Annotated in this window: 13 protein-coding genes; 3 read left to right on the top strand and 10 right to left on the bottom strand. The window is 74.2% G+C overall.

Annotated elements, in window-relative coordinates:
- Nucleotides 1-42 precede the first annotated feature (42 nt).
- Nucleotides 43-1,095, bottom strand: a complete 1,053-nt coding sequence (locus ACFW6B_RS26665; RefSeq protein ID WP_386599555.1) for a YncE family protein — start codon at nt 1,093-1,095, stop codon at nt 43-45.
- Nucleotides 1,096-1,163: 68 nt separating this feature from the next.
- Nucleotides 1,164-2,984, bottom strand: a complete 1,821-nt coding sequence (locus ACFW6B_RS26660) for a hypothetical protein (protein WP_386599553.1) — start codon at nt 2,982-2,984, stop codon at nt 1,164-1,166.
- 216 nt (nt 2,985-3,200) lie between these two features.
- On the opposite strand from ACFW6B_RS26660, the gene fes reads away from it, so the two are divergent.
- Complete coding sequence (fes, locus tag ACFW6B_RS26655) at nt 3,201-4,454, top strand: enterochelin esterase (RefSeq protein WP_386599551.1); 1,254 nt, start codon at nt 3,201-3,203, stop codon at nt 4,452-4,454.
- 94 nt (nt 4,455-4,548) lie between these two features.
- On the opposite strand, the gene ACFW6B_RS26650 is transcribed toward fes, so the two are convergent.
- The 8 genes from ACFW6B_RS26650 to ACFW6B_RS26615 form a co-directional block, all read right to left on the bottom strand.
- Nucleotides 4,549-4,737, bottom strand: a complete 189-nt coding sequence (locus ACFW6B_RS26650; protein ID WP_386599550.1) for an MbtH family NRPS accessory protein — start codon at nt 4,735-4,737, stop codon at nt 4,549-4,551.
- Entirely contained in the window at nt 4,734-8,579 is a 3,846-nt protein-coding gene (locus tag ACFW6B_RS26645) for an amino acid adenylation domain-containing protein (protein WP_386599637.1), read from the bottom strand. Before ACFW6B_RS26645 ends, ACFW6B_RS26650 begins: the two co-directional genes overlap by 4 nt.
- A gap of 98 nt (nt 8,580-8,677) precedes the next feature.
- Complete coding sequence (locus ACFW6B_RS26640; RefSeq protein WP_386599548.1) at nt 8,678-8,905, bottom strand: phosphopantetheine-binding protein; 228 nt, start codon at nt 8,903-8,905, stop codon at nt 8,678-8,680.
- Entirely contained in the window at nt 8,902-9,543 is a 642-nt protein-coding gene (locus ACFW6B_RS26635; RefSeq protein WP_386599547.1) for an isochorismatase family protein, read from the bottom strand. The genes ACFW6B_RS26640 and ACFW6B_RS26635 overlap by 4 nt, the downstream gene beginning before the upstream one ends.
- 12 nt (nt 9,544-9,555) lie before the next feature.
- Nucleotides 9,556-11,202, bottom strand: coding sequence for a (2,3-dihydroxybenzoyl)adenylate synthase (locus tag ACFW6B_RS26630; RefSeq protein ID WP_386599545.1), 1,647 nt, complete (start codon nt 11,200-11,202; stop codon nt 9,556-9,558).
- Entirely contained in the window at nt 11,199-12,416 is a 1,218-nt protein-coding gene (locus ACFW6B_RS26625) for an isochorismate synthase (RefSeq protein WP_386599544.1), read from the bottom strand. Before ACFW6B_RS26625 ends, ACFW6B_RS26630 begins: the two co-directional genes overlap by 4 nt.
- A gap of 60 nt (nt 12,417-12,476) precedes the next feature.
- Nucleotides 12,477-13,271 (bottom strand): 2,3-dihydro-2,3-dihydroxybenzoate dehydrogenase, encoded by a 795-nt coding sequence (locus tag ACFW6B_RS26620; RefSeq protein ID WP_386599542.1) that lies wholly within the window; start codon nt 13,269-13,271, stop codon nt 12,477-12,479.
- Nucleotides 13,268-14,257 carry an ABC transporter substrate-binding protein gene (locus ACFW6B_RS26615; RefSeq protein ID WP_386599540.1) on the bottom strand — a complete coding sequence of 330 codons (990 nt, stop codon included), beginning with the start codon at nt 14,255-14,257 and terminating at the stop codon, nt 13,268-13,270. The genes ACFW6B_RS26620 and ACFW6B_RS26615 overlap by 4 nt, the downstream gene beginning before the upstream one ends.
- A 167-nt stretch (nt 14,258-14,424) precedes the next feature.
- Here ACFW6B_RS26615 and ACFW6B_RS26610 point away from each other — a divergent pair, with 167 nt between their 5' ends.
- A complete protein-coding gene (locus ACFW6B_RS26610; RefSeq protein WP_386599537.1) occupies nt 14,425-15,510 on the top strand; it encodes a FecCD family ABC transporter permease in 1,086 nt (361 codons plus the stop codon).
- On the top strand, nt 15,507-16,715 hold the full coding sequence (locus tag ACFW6B_RS26605) for a FecCD family ABC transporter permease (protein ID WP_386599535.1): 1,209 nt from the start codon (nt 15,507-15,509) through the stop codon (nt 16,713-16,715). The genes ACFW6B_RS26610 and ACFW6B_RS26605 overlap by 4 nt, the downstream gene beginning before the upstream one ends.
- Nucleotides 16,716-16,720: the final 5 nt, after the last annotated feature.

Raw genomic sequence — 16,720 nt, 5'->3', positions numbered from 1 at the left:
GTGGGTTCGGTTTCGCGGGCCCCGGTTCTCAGGTCGTGTCGTTCATCGGCCGACGCGGATGCGGTACGCCTGGTCCTCGCCCGCCGGGCCGCTGCCGGACTTGTCCACCACGTAGGCCGTGCCGTGGTCCACCGTCACGTGGTTCGGGTTGGCGCCGGTGGCCAGGGTCTCGACGACGGTCCCCTCGCGCGGGTCGACCACCGTGACGTTCGCGGCCGTGCGGTTGGCGACCAGGACGCGGCCGGTGCGCGGGTCGGCGGCCACCGAGAGCGCTCCGGCGCCGGTCGGGACGGTCCTGGAGACGGACTTCGCGCGCAGGTCGACCACTGACACGGCCCCGGCGGTCTGGTCGGCGGTGTAGGCGGTACGGCCGTCCGCGGACAGGGCCACGGAGATGGGGCCGTCGCCGACCGGGACGAACGCCGGCTCCTCGGAGCGCGGGGAGAGGGTGATCAGGCGGTCGCCCTTGAGGTCGGCCGCGTACACCGTGCCCGTCCGTTCGTTCACCGCGAGGCCGGCCGGGCTCGCGCCCTCGACCGTCACGCGCTCCTTCTCCTCGAAGGTGCGGGTGTCGAAGGCCACCAGGGTGCCGTCCCCGAAGCCGCTCGCCCAGGCCAGGTCGTGCCGCTCGTCCACGACCACCTCGCGGGCGTGGGCGACGTTCGGCAGGGTGGCGAGGTGGGCGCCGGTGCGCTGGCTGTAGACCGCGACCGAGTTGCTGCGGGTGTTGGTGGTCCACACGGTGTTGTGCTCGTCGTCCACGGTGACGCCGTAGACGGCCTCGACGGCCCCGGTGGTGGCGTCGGTGACGGGCGGGGTGTACGACGCCTTCACCGCCAGTGTCCGCGGGTCGAGCTCGAGGAGCGCGGACGTCGCGGTCGCGCCGCGGCCGGCGGAGGCGGTCGCCCACAGGACGTGGTTCCGCTCGGAGTACGCCGACTGGTAGAGCCCCTTCGTGATCGGGGCCTGGGTGACGGCCGATGCGTGGGCCTGGCCGGTGTGTGCGGAGGCGGTACCGGCCAGCGCCAGCACGCTGCCCGAGACCAGGGCGACGGCGGCGGCGACTGCGGTGGTGCGGCGGGTGACTGAGTGCATGCTGTGGGATCTCCTTGACGAAGGGGGTCGTCCTGGAGGGGGGCACCCCTCCAGGAAGCTGTGGGCGGTCAGGCCTTGTCGGCCGGCGGTGAGGTGCGACGGCGTACGACGAGGATCGTGGTGGCGGCGGCTCCGGCGGCGCCGCCCGCCGCCGCGGCCGCCGCCGACCACGCGATGGTGGCGTAGGAGACCTCCGCGCGCGCCACGGCCACCGGGGCGGTGGCGGGGTCCGCTTCGGGCGGGGCGGCGGCGGAGCCCGCGCCCCCGGCCGTCGCGTCGGTGCCCGGCTGGACCACCGTGAAGGCCACCTTCAGCGTGGTGGGCGGGTCGGGGGCGAGGAAGCGCAGCCAGTGCGCTCCCGCGGAGGTGTCCGCGGGGACCGTCACGTCCCCTTCGTGGGCCCCGTCCGCGTCCGCCTTCCACTGTCCGAGGATGGCGTCGTCGTCGAGCTTGATGGTGACGGTCCGGCGCGCCGGGAAACCGGTCACCTTGAAGTGGACCTTGCCGCCCGGCTGTACCCGGCTGCCCGTGATCTCCGCCTTGGCTCCACGGGAGTTGGACGCGCTGGCCGGCGCTCCGGTGGCCGCCGGTACGGGGGTCGCGGAACCTTCCGCGGCGGACGCGGTGCCGCCCTCGGTTCCGGCCGTCGCGCCGGATCCGGCCGCCGCGCCGGAGGTGACGGTGAAGTCGGCCCTGAGGCTGGTCGGCGGGTTCGGGGCGAGGAAGCGCAGCCAGTGGGCGCCCTTGGTGGTGCCGTCCGGGACGGTGACGCTCGCGGAGAGGGAGCCGTCCGCCCCGATGCCGCCGGACCACTGTCCGATGATCTCGCGGTCGTCCAGCTTGACCGTGAGCCGCTCTCCGGCCGGGAAGCCGGTGACGCGGAAGCTGACCTTGCCGCCCGCCGCGACCTTCGTCCCTGCGGTGATCGTGGCGGTCGCGCCGGTCGACGTGCCGGTCCCTCCGCTCCCGGATCCCGAGCCGCCCCCGCTCGAGCCGCCGCTGGAGCCCGTACCGCCGCCCGAACCGCTTCCCCCGCCGGTCGAACCGCCGGTCGAGCCGCCTCCGGTCGAACCCCCGCCGGAGCCGCCCGTGCCGCCGTCGCCGGACGAGGTGACGGTGATGTCCGCCTTGAGGCTGGTGGCGGGGTCGGGGGCGAGGAAGCGCAGCCAGTGGGCGCCGGCCGCGGTGCCCTTGGGGACGGTGACCGTGCCCGAGAACGTGCCGTCGGAGCCCACGGCGTCCGGCCACTGGGCCAGGATGTCGGCGTCGTCGAGCTTGACCGTGACCTTCTGTCCCTTGGTGAAGCCGCTGAGCGCGAAGGAGACCTTGCCGCCCGCCGCGACGGTGGCGGCGCTGGTCAGCCGTACCTTCGGCTGGGCGTTCGGGGTGCTCGGAGTCGGCGTGGGCGTTGGAGTGGGTGTGGGTGTGGGTGTGGGAGTCGGGGTGCCGCCCGTGACCGTCAGGTCGTCGCTGCGCACGCTCGTCTGGGGGGCGAGGAAGCGGAGCCAGTGGTTCGTTCCGGGCGCGGTGTCGGCCGGAACGGTCACCGAGCCCGTCACGCTGCCGTCCTCGCCGATGGGGAACTGCTTCAGCAGCGTCCTGTCGTCGAGCTTGACGCTCAGCGTGCCCCCGGCCGGGAACCCCGTGACGGTGAAGGGGACTTGACCGCCCGCCTCGACGGACCGCGTGCCCAGCGAGACGCCGGGCGCCGAGGTGTCCGCGGCGAGCGCCACCGTGGTGGTGGGGTTCGCCGCGTCGGCGTCGACGGCGAACGAGGCCGCGAACGTGCTCAGGCCGAGGGCGGCGCCGGCGGTGAGGGCGGCGGTGAGGGCGGTACGGCCGCCCCGGGGAAACGGTGACGGGGTGCGGGTGGGTCTCTCGGAGGGCATGGTCCTGGCTCCTGGCAGGCGAAGGGGCGCTCGGTGGAGGCGGGTCGCGGTGGCGCGGAACCCCGAAGCAGACATCGAAGCGCTTACTTAGGTAAGCCTATCCTAAGTTGGCGGTGGGTGATCTCGCCGTACGGCAACGGCCCCGGAACGGGGTCGATTTGTCGAGGTAAGGTGCGCCTTACCAACACCGTCGTGCCTGTACGGGAGCCGTTCCGCATGCCCCTGCCCCAGCCGCCCGAGGGCGCCCCGCAGCATCCGCCCCGCCTGCCGCGCCCGCACCCCCTGGACGTGCTCGCCGAACCCGCGACGGCCCTGCCCGCCCCTGACGGTGTGACGGACTTCTGGGCGGAGGTGCGCCGACGGGGCGCCCCCCTCGTCGCGCCCGACCCGGCGGGCAGCGCCGACCACCGGGCCGTCACGTTCCTGTGGCGCGGCACGGCCCGCACGCGCGCGGTGCAGGTGCTGCCCAACAAGCTCGGCGACCCGCGTTCCCCCGAGGGAAACCTGATGCGTCACGAGCCGGGCACCGACGTCTGGCACTGGACGGTACGGCTGCGCGCCGACTGGCGCGGCACGTACGACCTGTTCGAGGACCTGGGCGACGGCCCGGAGAGCGGGGAGCCCGGCTACTGGCAGTGGCTGCGCGAACGCCCCCGCGCCGACCCGTACAACCCGCGTCTGCTGCCCAGGCGTTGGAGCGGCGCACCGGTCTCCTACGCCGAACTGCCTGACGCGCCACGGGCGGTGGACTGGATACCGAGACCCGAGGTGCCCCGGGGGACTGTGACCGAGCACGAGGTGACGAGCGACCGTCTGGGCGACCGCAGGAAGGTCTGGCTCTACGAGCCCGTCGTCACCGGCGCGCCCGCCGAACTGCCGGTCCTGGTGCTGCTGGACGGCGAGCACTGGCAGCCCCGCCTGGGCGTCGCGCACCTCCTCGACAACCTCGTCGCCGACGGCCGCATACCCCCGGTGGCCGCCGTCCTGCCGGAGTCCGTCGACGCGGGGACCCGCTGGGCGCAGCTCACCTGCCGCCCGGAGTTCGTCGCCTTCCTGGAGGAGGAGCTGCTGCCCTGGGCCGCCGAGCGGCTGCCGCTCACCACTGATCCCGCGCGCACGATCGTGGCCGGTCAGAGTCTCGGTGGTCTCACCGCCGCGTACGCCGCCGCGCACAGTCCCCACCGCTTCGGCAACGCGCTGGTCCAGTCGGGCTCCTTCTGGTGGCCCGTCGGACCGGGGGAGGAGTGGCTGACCGGGGCGCTGGCCGCCTCGGAGCGGCTGCCGGTGCGCTTCCGGCTCTCCTTCGGCGAGCAGGAATGGGTGGCCCTGCCCGCCGCCCGGCGACTGCGCGACACCCTCACGTCCGCCGGCTACGACGTCCGCTACCGCGAGTTCAACGGCGGCCACGACTACCTGTGCTGGCGTACCGAACTCGCCGACGGGCTGGTGGAGTTGCTGGCCGGTGACTGAGCCCGGGCTCCCGCCCCGGTGGCACTGGCGGACACCGGAGGACCGCCCCGCCCGCGGACACCGGGGCGGCCCCCGGCGTCCGCGCCGGGCCCGGTCACGGCAGTTCCGCGCCGACCAGGTCGAGGCACCTCGCGTGGGGCGCCGGACCGAGGAGCACGTGCCATCCCTCCGGCACCGCCTTCCAGGCCGGCCAGAGCGACAGCGCGCCCCGGCCGTCGCTCAGGACGAGGTGGCTCTCGTGCTCCGCGGCGGGCGGAGCGTCGAAGGGGTTGGCGCCGGTCATCCGTCGAGCTCCTTCAGACGGGCCGCGACGACCGCGGCGACGGTGTCGAGGGGTTCGTCCCGCAGCAGTTGGGGGTGCGTGCAGTCGAGGTCGTGGTTGTCGACGACGCCGGTCACGTGCGGGCGCCACGCCTCCCGGGTCAGCCAGTCCTCGGCGCGCGGTGCCGCGGCGGTGAAGAACAGCACGTCGCCGTCGAAGGGGTGGTGCCGGTGCTCGCGCATCATGCGCGCGTGGTTCGGCACGACGTCGACGATCTTCGACAGGGTCCGCTCGCCGAGGCCGGCGAGCGGACTGCCGGCCCGCCGCAGTCTGGCCAGGACGTCCTCGCGAGTGCGTTCGCCCGCCCTGTCGAAACCGGCCATGCGCAGGACGGCGGTGAGGGCGTCGCCCTCCTGCGGTGCGGGCCGCTCGCGCCACTGCTCGGCGGGGAAGGCGTCGAGGAGCGCCAGCAGGTCCACCTCCTCGCCGGCTTGTTGCAGGAGGACGGCCACGGTGTGGGCGAGGATCCCGCCCACCGACCAGCCCAGGAGACGGTACGGCCCGTGCGGCTGGACCTCGCGGATCCGTGCCGTGTAGTCCGCCGCCTCCTCCTGGAGCGTGCGGGGCAGCGGCTCGTCGTCGGCGAGACCCCGTACCTGGATGCCGTAGAAGGGCTGACCGGGGCCGAGCCTGGCGGACAGTCCGGCGTAGCACCAGGCCAGACCGCCGGCCGGATGGAAGGCGAACAGGGCGGGACGCCCGGTGCCGACGCGCAGGGGCAGTACGACGTCCAGGGCGTCGCCCGCCCCCGGAGCGGCCCCGTCGAGCCGTGCCGCGAGGGCGGCCGGTGTCGGCGCCTCGAACAGGGAGCCGATCGTCAGTTCGGCGCCGAACTCCTCCCGGATCCGGGCCACCAGGCGTACCGCGAGCAGGGAGGTGCCGCCGAGGTCGAAGAACGTGTCGTCCGGGCCCACCTGTTCCCGTCCGAGCACGTCGGCGAACAGCCGGGCCACGGCCTCCTCCCGGGCGTCGGCGGGCTCGCGCTGCGGGCCGGTGCCGGTGAAGACGGGCGGGGGCAGCTCGCGCCGGTCCAGCTTGCCGTTGGGGCTGAGCGGGAACGCGTCGAGACCGACGACGGCGGACGGCACCATGTGTTCGGGCAGGTCGCGGGCCACCCCCGCCCGGACGGCCGCCGGGTCGGCGCCGCCCGTCACGTAACCGACGAGGAGCTGCTCGCCCGGGCGGTCCTCGCGCACCAGCGCGCAGGCTCCGCCCACACCCTCCTGGGCGGCGAGCGCCGCCTCGATCTCGCCCAGCTCGATGCGCTGCCCGCGGAGCTTGACCTGGTGGTCGGTCCGGCCCAGGTACTCGACCTCGCCGCCCTCGGTCCAGCGGGCGAGGTCACCGGTGCGGTACATCCGGCTGCCGGGCGGCCCGAAGGGGTCGGCGACGAACCGGGTGGCGGTGAGGTCGGGCCGGTTGAGATATCCCTCGGCCAACTGGCTTCCCGCCAGATGGAGTTCGCCCGGAACCCCGGGCGGGCACGGGTGGAGGGCGCTGTCGAGGACGTAGAGGCGGGTGTTCCAGACGGGGCGGCCGATCGGCACCGGGCCCGTGTCCGAGGGGTCGCAGGCGTGGTACGTGACGTCGACGGCGGCCTCGGTGGGGCCGTACAGGTTGTGCAGCTCCACGCCGGGCAGGGCCCGTGCGAAGCCGCTCGCGGTCTCCCGGGGCAGGGCCTCGCCGCTGCAGAACACGTGCCGCAGACTCCGCGCGCAAAGCGCCGACTCCGGCTCGGCGAGGAACACCTGGAGCATCGACGGCACGAAGTGGCAGACCGTGACCGCCTGTTCCCGGATCAGCCGGGCCAGGACCAACGGGTCCTTGTGCGCCTCCGGTTCGGCGACGACCAGGGTGGCGCCCACCCGCAGGGGCCAGAAGAACTCCCAGACGGACACGTCGAAGGACGACGGCGTCTTCTGCAGGACCCGGTCGCCGGGGGCGATCGGGTAGGCGTGCTGCATCCAGCGCAGCCGGTTGTCGATCGCCCCGTGCGGGACGACGACGCCCTTCGGGCGGCCCGTCGACCCGGAGGTGTAGATGACGTAGGCCGGATGGTGCGGGGTCAGGGCCCGTGCCGGGTCCACCGGTGAGGCGTCGGACAGGTCGAGGCCGTGGAGCGCGACGACCGGCGTCCCGGTGTCCGGGGGGAGGCGGTCTGCGCGGTCGGTGACCGCGCAGACGGGCGCCGCGTCCTGGAGCATGAACGCCAGCCGCTGTGCCGGGTATCCGGGGTCCAGCGGCAGGTAGGCGGCACCCGACTTGAGCACCGCGAGCAGGGCCACGACCAGTTCGGCCGAGCGCGGCAGCGAGACGGCCACCACGGCTCCCGGCCGGGCGCCGAGCGTCTGGAGGCGGTGGGCCAACCGGTTGGCGCGGGCGTTGAGTTCGCCGTAGGTGAGGGTGGTGCCCGCGAACGTCAGGGCCGGTGCCCCGGGGGTGCGCGCCGCCTGCGACTCGATCGGTCCGATCAGCGTCGTGGGCGGGACGTCCCGCCCGGTGTCGTTGAACTCGTCGAGGACCAGGTCCAGTTCGGCGGGTGTGGCGATGCCGAAGGAGGCCGTCGGCTCCTGCGGACCGGCGTGGGCGATCCGGTCGAGCAGGTGGAGGAACCGTTCCTGGTGCGCGGCGAGGTCCGCGTCGTCGTAGAGGGCGGGGTTGCCGTCGTGGTCGATCGCGAGGCCCTGGCCGTCGGCGCGGTCGTAGACGTTGACCGTCAGGTCCTCGACCGGGCCTGCTGACAGGTTCCGGGCCCGCACGGCCGCGCCGGCGAAGTCCACCCCGTAGTCGAAGGGCATGACGTTGACGAGCGGGCCCACCAGTGCGCGGCTCTCGCCGAGCAGGCCGAGGTCGCGGCGGATGTCCTCGTAGCGGTAGCGCTGGCGGCGGCGCGCGTCACGGACGCCGAGGACCACCCGCCGCACCAGTTCGCCGAGGGTCGCCTCCGGGGTGACGGTCAGCCGGAGCGGCAGCACGTTCATGACCATGCCCGGCACGCGCAGCGCGGCCGAGCCCATCCGGCCCATCATCGGCAGACCGAGGACCACCTCGGACCGTGCGGTCGCCCGCGAGATGTACAGGGCCTGCGCCGCGATCAGGACCTCCGGCCAGGTGGCCCGCATGCCGGCCGCCAGTTCGCGCAGCCGGTCACCGGCCTCCGGCGACAGCCGGGCGCTGCGGCGGCGGAACGAGCGCTGGGGCAGCGCGCCGCGGCCCGCGAGACGGGGTGCTTCCGGACGGTCCGCGAACGCCGCGGCCCAGTGGGCGCGGTCGGCGGCGAAGGCGTCGGAGGACCGGTAGGCCCGGTCGTCCTCGACCAGGTCGGCGAGCCGGCCGAAGGTGCGCGGCGGGGGCTGTGCGCCGCGGGCGAGCGCGGTGTACACCTCGGCCGTCCGGCGGACCAGCAGCGAGTAGCCGAAGCCGTCCATGACCAGGTGGTGGATGCGCTGGTACCACAGCCAGCGGTGGTCGCCCACCCGGAACAGGGCGTGGTGGAACAACGGACCGGCCGCCAGGTCGCAGGGCCGGGCGAGGTCGGCGCGCATCCACGCGTCGGCCTCCCGCTCCGCGTGGTCCGACGCCCGCAGGTCCATGACGGTGAGCGGCAACTCGGGGATGTCATGCAGGTGTTGGCGCGGGCCGTCCGGTCCGTCCTCGATCCGGACGCGCAGCGCGTCCGTCTCGGACACGACCTGCCGCAGGGCGCGGGCGAAGAGGGCGGCGTCGATCGGGCCGTCGATCTCCAGGCATTCCGCGGTGTTCTGGGCGGGGCTGAGGGGGTCGAGGGCCTGCGCGTACCACATGCCCGACTGGGCTGCGGTCAAAGGCAGTTCGGTCCCGTGCGAGGTGTCGGTGACGCTGTCGGTGTCGGTGACGCTTCCGGTGTCGACGGGTGCCGTGGTCACGAGGCCCCCAGCAGCGGTGCCCACGCCTCGATGGCCGGGTGCTCGGCGAGGTCGGCGAAGGCGGCCGTCACTGCGTGGTCGCGGCGCCAGCGCGCGAGGAGCGCCATCAGGCGTACGGAGTCCAGGCCGTAGTCGATGAGGCTCTCGTCCACCGGGACGTCCGCCGGGTCCTCGCCGAGGCAGTCGGCGACGTCGGTGCGGATCTGTTCCAGGGTCAGGGTCATGCCGTTCGGGTCTCCTCGAAGAGCGCGTCGGTGGTGGTCACGACGGCGCAGCGGCCGGCCGCCCAGCGCAGGGCCATGTCGTGGTCCTCACGGGAGAAGTCGGCGACGGCGTCGGCGACGACGAAGGCCTGGACGTCCCGCATCCAGGCGTCGCAGGCGGTCGTCAGGACACCGATGTGCGCGTACACGCCGGTGATCACCAGCTGGTCGCGGCCCCGCGCACGGAGCTGTTCGGCGAGGTCGGTGCGCGCGAACGCGCTGTACTTCCACTTCGTGAGCAGGATGTCGGTCCCCTCGGGCGCCACGGCGTCGGGGACGGCCAGGGCTTCGGGGTCGTCCGCGACGCCGGGACCCCAGAAGTCGAGCTGGAGCCCGCGCTGTTCGGCGCTCTGCCCGCCCCGCTGGACGGAGTAGACGACGGGGACGCCGAGACGGCGGGCCTCCTTCAGCAGCCGGGAGGTGTTGTCGAGCATGCCGGTCAGCGGCTGTTCGCCGGCAGGGAACGCGGACAGGAAGTGCTGCTGGAGGTCGTGCACGAGCAGGACGGCGCGCGCCGGGTCCACGGTCCAGGACACACGGTTGGGGGGCAGCTCCGCCACGGAGGGGAGCGGGTAGGAGGTGATGGCGGGAAGTGCCATGGGCGGGGCCTTTCAGCGCTGCTCGGTGGTGGCCGCGGCGGACCGCAGGCCCTTCTTGCTGACCTTGCCGATGCCGGTGTGGGGGAAGGCGTCGACGAACTCGACGAGGTCGGGCACCTTGTAGGCGGCGACCCCGCGTCCGCGGACGAACCGCTTGACGTGGACCGGCTTCAGCGGCTCCGCGCCCGCGCGCAGGATCACGTAGGCGAGGGTGCGTTCGCCGAGGTACTCGTCGGGGACGGCGACGAGGGAGACGTCGTGGACGGAAGGGTGGGCGAGGATGATGTTCTCGATCTCCTCCGGGGCGACCTTCTCGCCGCCCCGGTTGATCTGGTCCTTGGCCCTGCCCTCCACGACCAGGTGGCCGCCCGGCGTGCGGCGCACGATGTCGCCGGTGCGGTAGAAGCCGTCCGCGGTGAACGCCGTGCGGTTGTGCTCCGGGGCCCGCCAGTAGCCGCGGATCGTGTACGGGCCGCGGGTGAGCAGGTGACCGAACTCGCCCTCCGGCACGTCCCGGTCCTCCTCGTCGACGACGCGGATCTCGTCGTCGGGCGAGATCGGCCGGCCCTGGGTGGTGACGACCGTCTCCGTGTCGTCGTCCAGACGCGTGTAGTTGACCAGGCCCTCGGCCATGCCGAAGACCTGCATGAGCCGGCACCCCAGGGCCGGTTCCAGGCGTCGCGCGGCCTGCTCGCTGTACTTCGCCCCGCCCACCAGGACCAACTCAAGGCTCGACAAGTCGTGTTCGCCCCGTGCCGCCTCATCCGTCCACAGAAGGGCGAGCGGCGGGACGAGACCGGTCATGGTGATCCGTTCCCGCTCGACGATCGGGAAGGCGGCCGCCGGGTCAGGGTCGGGACACAGCACCGCGGTCCCGCCCGCGTGCAGCACACCGAGCCAACCGGGCGAACTCATCGGGAAGTTGTGGGCGGCGGGCAGCACGACGAGGAAGCGGGTGTCCGCGTCGACCCCGCAGATCTCGTTGGAGCCGCGCAGGGAGCAGAGGTAGTCGTCGTGGGTGCGCGGGATCAGCTTCGGTGTCCCCGTCGTCCCGCCCGACAGCTGCAGGAAGGCGAGTTCGTGGGGCCGGGGGCCGGTGAGGGAGCCGGACGGCGCGCACGGTACGTCGGCGAGCGCGGTGTGGACGCCCGGATCACCCGCCACGAACACATGCTTCAGGGCCGGGGCGTCCTCCTGGACGCGCGTGGCCAGTTCGCGGTGGTCGAATCCCCCGTGGACGTCCGGGATCACGTAGGCGACGGCCTCGGTGAAGGAGCAGAAGTGCGTGATCTCCGACTCCCGGTGCGCCGGCAGCGCGTACACGGGCAGCGCCCCGATCCGGAACAGGGCGAAGACGACCTCCACGAACTCGCCCACGTTGGGCAGTTGGACGCCCACCCGGTCGCCGCGGCCTATCCCGCGCGCGGAGAACCCGGCGGCCAGCCGGTCGGCGGCCCGGTCGAGCTGTCCGTAGGTCCAGGTGCGCCTTTCGGGCGCCGGGTCGACCAGGGCGACCCGGTCGGGGTGGGCGGCGGCGCGCTCGCGCAGCATGCCGCCGAACGTCTCGCCGCGCCAGTGACCGGCCGCGCGGTAGCGGTCGGCGAACTCCTTCGGCCAGGTGGGCGCGTCGAGGCCGGGGGTGAGGGCGGCGGCGTTCACAGGGTGGCTCCCACGGCGTCCAGGAACGTACGGAACTTGGCGGCCGTCTCGGCCGTCTCCGACTGCGGCGAGGAGCCGGCCACGATCCCCGCGCCGGCGAACAGCCGCAAGGTGTGGCCCTCGGCCTCGGCGCAGCGGATGGTCACCACCCATTCGCCGTCGCCGTCGGCGTCCTGCCAGCCGACCATGCCGGTGTACGCGCCGCGGTCGAACGGCTCGGACTCGGCGATGACCGCGCGGGCCACCTCGGTGGGCGTGCCGCACACGGCCGGGGTCGGGTGCAGCGCGGACGCGAGGTCGAGGGAGGTGACGCCCGGGTCCGCGACCTCGCCGGTGACGGTCGTCGACAGGTGCCACATCGTCGCGGTCCGCACCAGCGTGGGCCGGTCGGGCACCTCCATGCTCCGGCACAGGGGCGCGAGCGCCTCGCGTACGGCGTCGACGACGACGGCGTGTTCGTGCAGGTCCTTCGGCGACTCCAGCAGGGCCGCGGCCCGCCGTACGTCCTCCGCCAGATCGGCGCTGCGCGGGACGGACCCCGCCAGGGGGTTGGCGGTCAGCCGGCCGTTCTCCCGGGCGACGAGGAGTTCGGGAGAGGCGCCGACGAGCGTGCGGCCGGGCCCGCTGGGCACGGCGAAGGTGTAGCCGCCGGGATCGCGGCGGGCGAGCCGGTTCAGCAGCGCCCCCAGGTCCGGTGCGTGCGGTCCGGTCAGCTCCAGGGTGCGGGCGAGGACCACCTTGTCGAACTCCTTGGCCCGCATCCGCCGTACCGCCGAGGCCACGGCCGCCGCGTACTCCTCGGGGGCCGGCCACTGACGGACCCGCCAGTCGGCACCGTCCGCGGGATCCGGCGCGGACAGCGCGATCAGGGGGTCCTCGCACAGGGCGGAGGCGTGGCGGACGGACCGGGGGACGGCGAGTCGGGCAGGGGCGTCCGGCGCGAAGGGCACGGTGCCCAGCACGAGCGGGGCGGGCGCCCCGGCCGGTCTTGGCAGCGCGTGCAGGACCTGGTCGACGCGACGGGCCAACGGACTTTCGTCGTGCGGGACTTCGGCGGCGCTGCCGTGGGCCAGCAGGGTTCGCCGGGGTGTGGCGAGGAAGCGGTCGGTGCCGGAGCGGTACGCGTCGAGCAGGGCGACGGCGGCGCCGGGAACCGTGGGGGAGGGAGTGGACTTCGCGGTGCCGGGGCCGGCTTCGCGCAGGGAGGCGGTCATGTGGGGTCTCCAGGCAGGGGGCGCGGACGGGAGGCGTGGCAGGGCGGCCGGGGGTGGTGGTCAGGCCCGCAGGGTGGCGCCGCCGTCGACGTACAGGTCGTGCAGGGTGATGTGGCGGGCACGGTCGGAGACGAGGAAGGCGACGGCGTCCGCGACGTCGGAGGGTTCCGCCAGGCGTCCGAGCGGGATGCCGGTGCGGTGCGCGGCGAGGTCCCCCTCGATGACGGACCGTTCACCGGCCCGCGCGCCGCCGGGGGACGCCTCCCACAGGGCGCGCTGCATGTCGGTGAGGGTGGAGCCGGGGGAGACGGTGTTGCACCGTACGCCCTGCGCGGCCACCTCCAGGCCCAGGCATTTGGTGAACATCACCGCGGCGGCCTTGGAGGCGGCGTACGCGGCCATGCCGCTGCGCGGGATCCCCGCGGCGTTGGAGGCGACGGTGACGATGCTGCCCCGGCCGCGGGCGGCCATCCGCCGCGCCACGGACCGTGACACGTGGAACACCCCGTCGGTGTTGACCGCGAAGACGGCCGCCCAGTCGGCGTCGGTGAGCCGCACCACCGGCGCGCCGCGCAGGACGCCCGCGACGTTGACCGCGATGTCCAGCGGGCCGAGCGTCTCCTCGGCCTCGGCGACCGCGCTCTCCACGGCCGCCGGGTCCGTCACGTCCAGGACCCGGGGGACGATCCTGTCCGGCTCCTTCGCCGCCACGGCCTCGATGCCCGCGGCGTCGACGTCGGTGGCCAGGACGCGGGCGCCGCGTTCGGCCAGTGCCGTGACCACGGCCGCTCCGATGCCCCGGCCCGCGCCCGTCACCAGCGCGAGGCGCCCGGACAGGTCCTGCTCGGCGCTCACCGGACCATGGCCTTGCGGACGTCCTCGAGGACGGACTCGGCGGCCTCGGCGCCGCCGAGGCTCGTCCACTTGGAGCCGTCGATCACGGTCGCGTGCCCGTCCCGTACCGCCTTGAGCTGCCGGTACGCGGGCTTCTTCGCGAGCTGGTCGAGGAGGCCGGCGTCGGAACCGGCCGACGACAGGGTGCCGATGAACAGCCAGTCGCCGTCGATCTCCTTCAGGTTCTCGTCGCTGACCGGCGTCGAGTGCCCCTCGCCCCGCCGGTTCTGGATGCCGGGACGCTCGAACCCCAGGTCCTTCAGGACGTCGCTGATGAACACCCCCTGCTGCATGACGGCGGTGCCCTTCGCCGAATAGCGGGCGACGGACACGCTCAGTCCCGCCCGGGCGCCGAGGTCCTTCTTGAGCCCAGCAACCCTGGTGTCGTACCCGGTGAGGAACTCCTCCGCCTCCTCGGACCTGCCCAGCGCCCGCCCGGTGAGCCGGAGGGACTTCTTCCAGCTCTTGGTGCCGTCGATCGTGACGACCGTGGGGGCGATCTTCCTCAGCTGTGCCAGCACCTGTTCGTCGGCGCTCTGCCCGGCCAGGATGACGTCCGGTCTGGCCGCGACGACCTTCTCCAGGTCGGGGCCGGTCACCGCGCCGACCACCGGGATGCCCTTCGCCTGCGCGGCGAGGTACTCGGGCGCGCCCTTCTGCCCGCGTCCGGCGGTCAGGCCGACGGGCTTCACGCCGAGGGCGAGCGCGGAGTCGAGGTCCATCTCGCTGAGCGCCACGACCCGCTTCGGCGACGCGGGCACCTCGACCTCGGCGCCTGTCGCGTCGGTGACCGTCCTACCGCCCTTCGTCCCTGACGGCCCGTCCGCTCCGGAGCCGCCGTCCGAGGATCCGCAGGCGGTCAGGGCGAGCGCGGACGCCACGATCAGGCAGTACGCGGTGGTGGTCCGGCGCGCGGAGCGGGAGGGGGTGCGGGGTGGCGGCTTCATGGCTTGAACTCTCCGTTGCTTCGAGTGCGGCCCGGGTGAGGGGCCGTGGAACGACTGGGGCAGCTCCCCCGGAGTGCGTGGAACAGCAGGCACCCAGGGCATGCAGACATACGAATGCACGGCGACCGCCCCGGAGGAGTGCGATCAACTTAGGTTAGGCTAACCTCATGTTGATGCTTCGAGGGAGGGTGTCCCTCAAGACGGGATCCGGCCACGGAGACGGCCGGACCGCCCTGACGGGCGGCGTCGCCCGGGCCGCGGTCCTGCTCCTCGTGCTCCTGCTCGGACTGTGCCTGCTGTCCCTGCTCGTCGGGACCGGCCCCAGCCCACCGGGCCGGGCCTGGGACTACCTGACCGGCGACCCCTCCGCCCGCGCCGACCCCCGGCTGCGCCTCGCGGTGGTCGACGTGCGGCTGCCCCGCACCCTGGCCGCCGTCCTGGTGGGCGTCTGCCTCGGCGCGGCCGGCTGCCTGCTGCAGGCCGCGACCCGCAACCCCCTCGCCGAGACCGGTCTGCTCGGAGTGAACTCGGGCGCGGCGTTCGCCGTCGTCGTCGGGCTTACCTTCTTCGACGTCTCCTCGACGACCGCCCTGCTCCTGTGGGCACTTGCCGGAGGAGTGCTGGCGAGCGCGGTCGTCCTGCTCCTCGCGGCGAGCGGGCGCGCCCAGGGATCGCCGCTGCGGCTGGTGCTCGCGGGCTCCGCGCTCGGCGCGACCTTCCACGGCATGACCTCGTACGTCCTGCTCGGAACACAGTCCACCTTCGACGTCTACCGCTACTGGACCATCGGGTCGCTGGCCGGGGTGCGCACCGAAGACCTGCTGCCGCTGCTGCCGTTGGTCGCCGCGGGCCTCCTCGTCGCCCTCGCGAGCGCCCGCCCGCTGTCCGCGCTGGGCCTCGGCGACGACAGCGCGCGATCCCTCGGGCACCGTCCGGGCAGGATCCGCCTGACCGTCGCGGGCGCGGTCTCCCTGCTGTCCGGCTGCGCGGTCGCCGTCGCCGGCCCGATCGCCTTCCTCGGCCTCCTCGCTCCCCACGCCGCCCGGGCCGTGGCGGGTCCGCGCATGCTCGCCGGGCTCACGCTCTCCGCCGTGGTCGCCGCCGACGTCATGCTCCTCGCCGACGTCCTCGCACGCGTCGTCGTCCGTCCCTGGGAGACGCCGGTGAGCGTGCTGCTCGCCTTCGTCGGGGGGCCGTTGCTCGTCTGGATCGCCCGCTCCCCCCGCCTGTCCACCGCCGAAGCCGCATCATGACCACACCCGTGCCCGAGCCGCCCGGTCCTGGCGGCGAGCACGTCGGACCACCGGTGACGAACGTCGGCCCGCCCGGCCCCGGCGGCAAGCGCGTCGGGCCGTCGGCGCTGGACGTGGACCCGTCGGGGCCCGGAGGGGAGCGCGTCGGACCACCGGTGACGAACGTCGATCCGCCCGACAGTCTCGTGCTGCGCGCGGGCACCCTGTCGTGGCTCTTCCCCCGACGCGGCGCCCTGGCCGCCGCTGTCCTCCTGCCCCTGCTGGTCCTGCTCGTCGCGCTGGCCACGCTGGCGAGTTCGACGGGCATGAGCCCGGCGGACACGCTCTCCGGCCTCCTCGGGACGGGGGACCCGGGCACGGTCATGATCGTGCGTGACTTCCGGCTGCCCCGCGTGATCGTCGGTCTCATGGTCGGTGCCGCCCTCGGCGTCGCCGGCTGCCTCACTCAGACACTGGCCGGAAACCGCCTGGCCACCCCCGATCTGCTCGGGGTCAACGAGGGCGCCACCGCCGCGGTGGTGGCCTCGGCCGCGGGCTCCTCGACCGGCACGATCGGCGACTGGTGGCTCGGTCCGCTCGGTGCCGTGGCCGCGGCGGTCCTCGTCGTCCTGTGCGCCGGCGGCGCGGGCGGAGCCGGCTACCGCGTGCTCGTCGTCGGCATCGGCGTCTCCACCTTCATCGGCGCGATCGGCGACCTCGTCATGTCCCGGGAGAACGACAGCACGGCGGGAGGCGTCTTCCTCTGGGCCGTCGGCAGCTTGAACGGCCGTGACTGGGCCGTGGGAACACCCCTGCTGGTCGCCCTGCTGTTCCTCCTGCCGCTCGCGGCCGCCGCCGGACACCGCCTGCAACTGCTGAGGTTCGACGACGACACGGCCGCCGGACTCGGCGTCGACCTGCGCCGGCTGCGCGCCACGGCACTCGCCCTCGCCGTCGCCCTGGCCGGACTCGCGGTCGGCGTGGGCGGACCCGTCGTGTTCGTCGCGCTCGCCGCCCCCGTGCTCGCCGGGCGCCTCGCCGGGGCCACCCGGGTCCCCGTCCTCGGCTCCGCGCTCACCGGAGCCGCCCTGATCACCGCGGCCGACGCCCTCGGCCGGGTGATCGCCCCCGTCGAACTTCCCGTCGGCGTCGTCACCAGCGTCCTCGGCGGACCCTTCCTCCTGTGGGTCCTCCTCCGGACGGACCGCACTACCGGAGAGGCTTGAACCGC

Source organism: Streptomyces sp. NPDC058751 (assembly GCF_042746485.1).
In the GTDB taxonomy this organism is placed as follows: domain Bacteria; phylum Actinomycetota; class Actinomycetes; order Streptomycetales; family Streptomycetaceae; genus Streptomyces.
Note: the sequence above shows the minus strand (reverse complement) of the source record. Positions and strands in the feature narration are given on the sequence as shown.

Excerpts from the sequence above, each read along its gene's own strand:
- ACFW6B_RS26640 (WP_386599548.1), bottom strand. The coding sequence starts at position 8,905 with ATGACCCTGACCCTGGAACAGATCCGCACCGACGTCGCCGACTGCCTC.
- ACFW6B_RS26625 (WP_386599544.1), bottom strand. The coding sequence starts at position 12,416 with ATGACCGCCTCCCTGCGCGAAGCCGGCCCCGGCACCGCGAAGTCCACT.
- fes (WP_386599551.1), top strand. The coding sequence starts at position 3,201 with ATGCCCCTGCCCCAGCCGCCCGAGGGCGCCCCGCAGCATCCGCCCCGC.
- ACFW6B_RS26645 (WP_386599637.1), bottom strand. The coding sequence starts at position 8,579 with ATGTGGTACGCGCAGGCCCTCGACCCCCTCAGCCCCGCCCAGAACACC.
- ACFW6B_RS26650 (WP_386599550.1), bottom strand. The coding sequence starts at position 4,737 with ATGACCGGCGCCAACCCCTTCGACGCTCCGCCCGCCGCGGAGCACGAG.
- ACFW6B_RS26610 (WP_386599537.1), top strand. The coding sequence starts at position 14,425 with ATGTTGATGCTTCGAGGGAGGGTGTCCCTCAAGACGGGATCCGGCCAC.
- ACFW6B_RS26660 (WP_386599553.1), bottom strand. The coding sequence starts at position 2,984 with ATGCCCTCCGAGAGACCCACCCGCACCCCGTCACCGTTTCCCCGGGGC.
- ACFW6B_RS26635 (WP_386599547.1), bottom strand. The coding sequence starts at position 9,543 with ATGGCACTTCCCGCCATCACCTCCTACCCGCTCCCCTCCGTGGCGGAG.
- ACFW6B_RS26615 (WP_386599540.1), bottom strand. The coding sequence starts at position 14,257 with ATGAAGCCGCCACCCCGCACCCCCTCCCGCTCCGCGCGCCGGACCACC.
- ACFW6B_RS26665 (WP_386599555.1), bottom strand. The coding sequence starts at position 1,095 with ATGCACTCAGTCACCCGCCGCACCACCGCAGTCGCCGCCGCCGTCGCC.
- ACFW6B_RS26605 (WP_386599535.1), top strand. The coding sequence starts at position 15,507 with ATGACCACACCCGTGCCCGAGCCGCCCGGTCCTGGCGGCGAGCACGTC.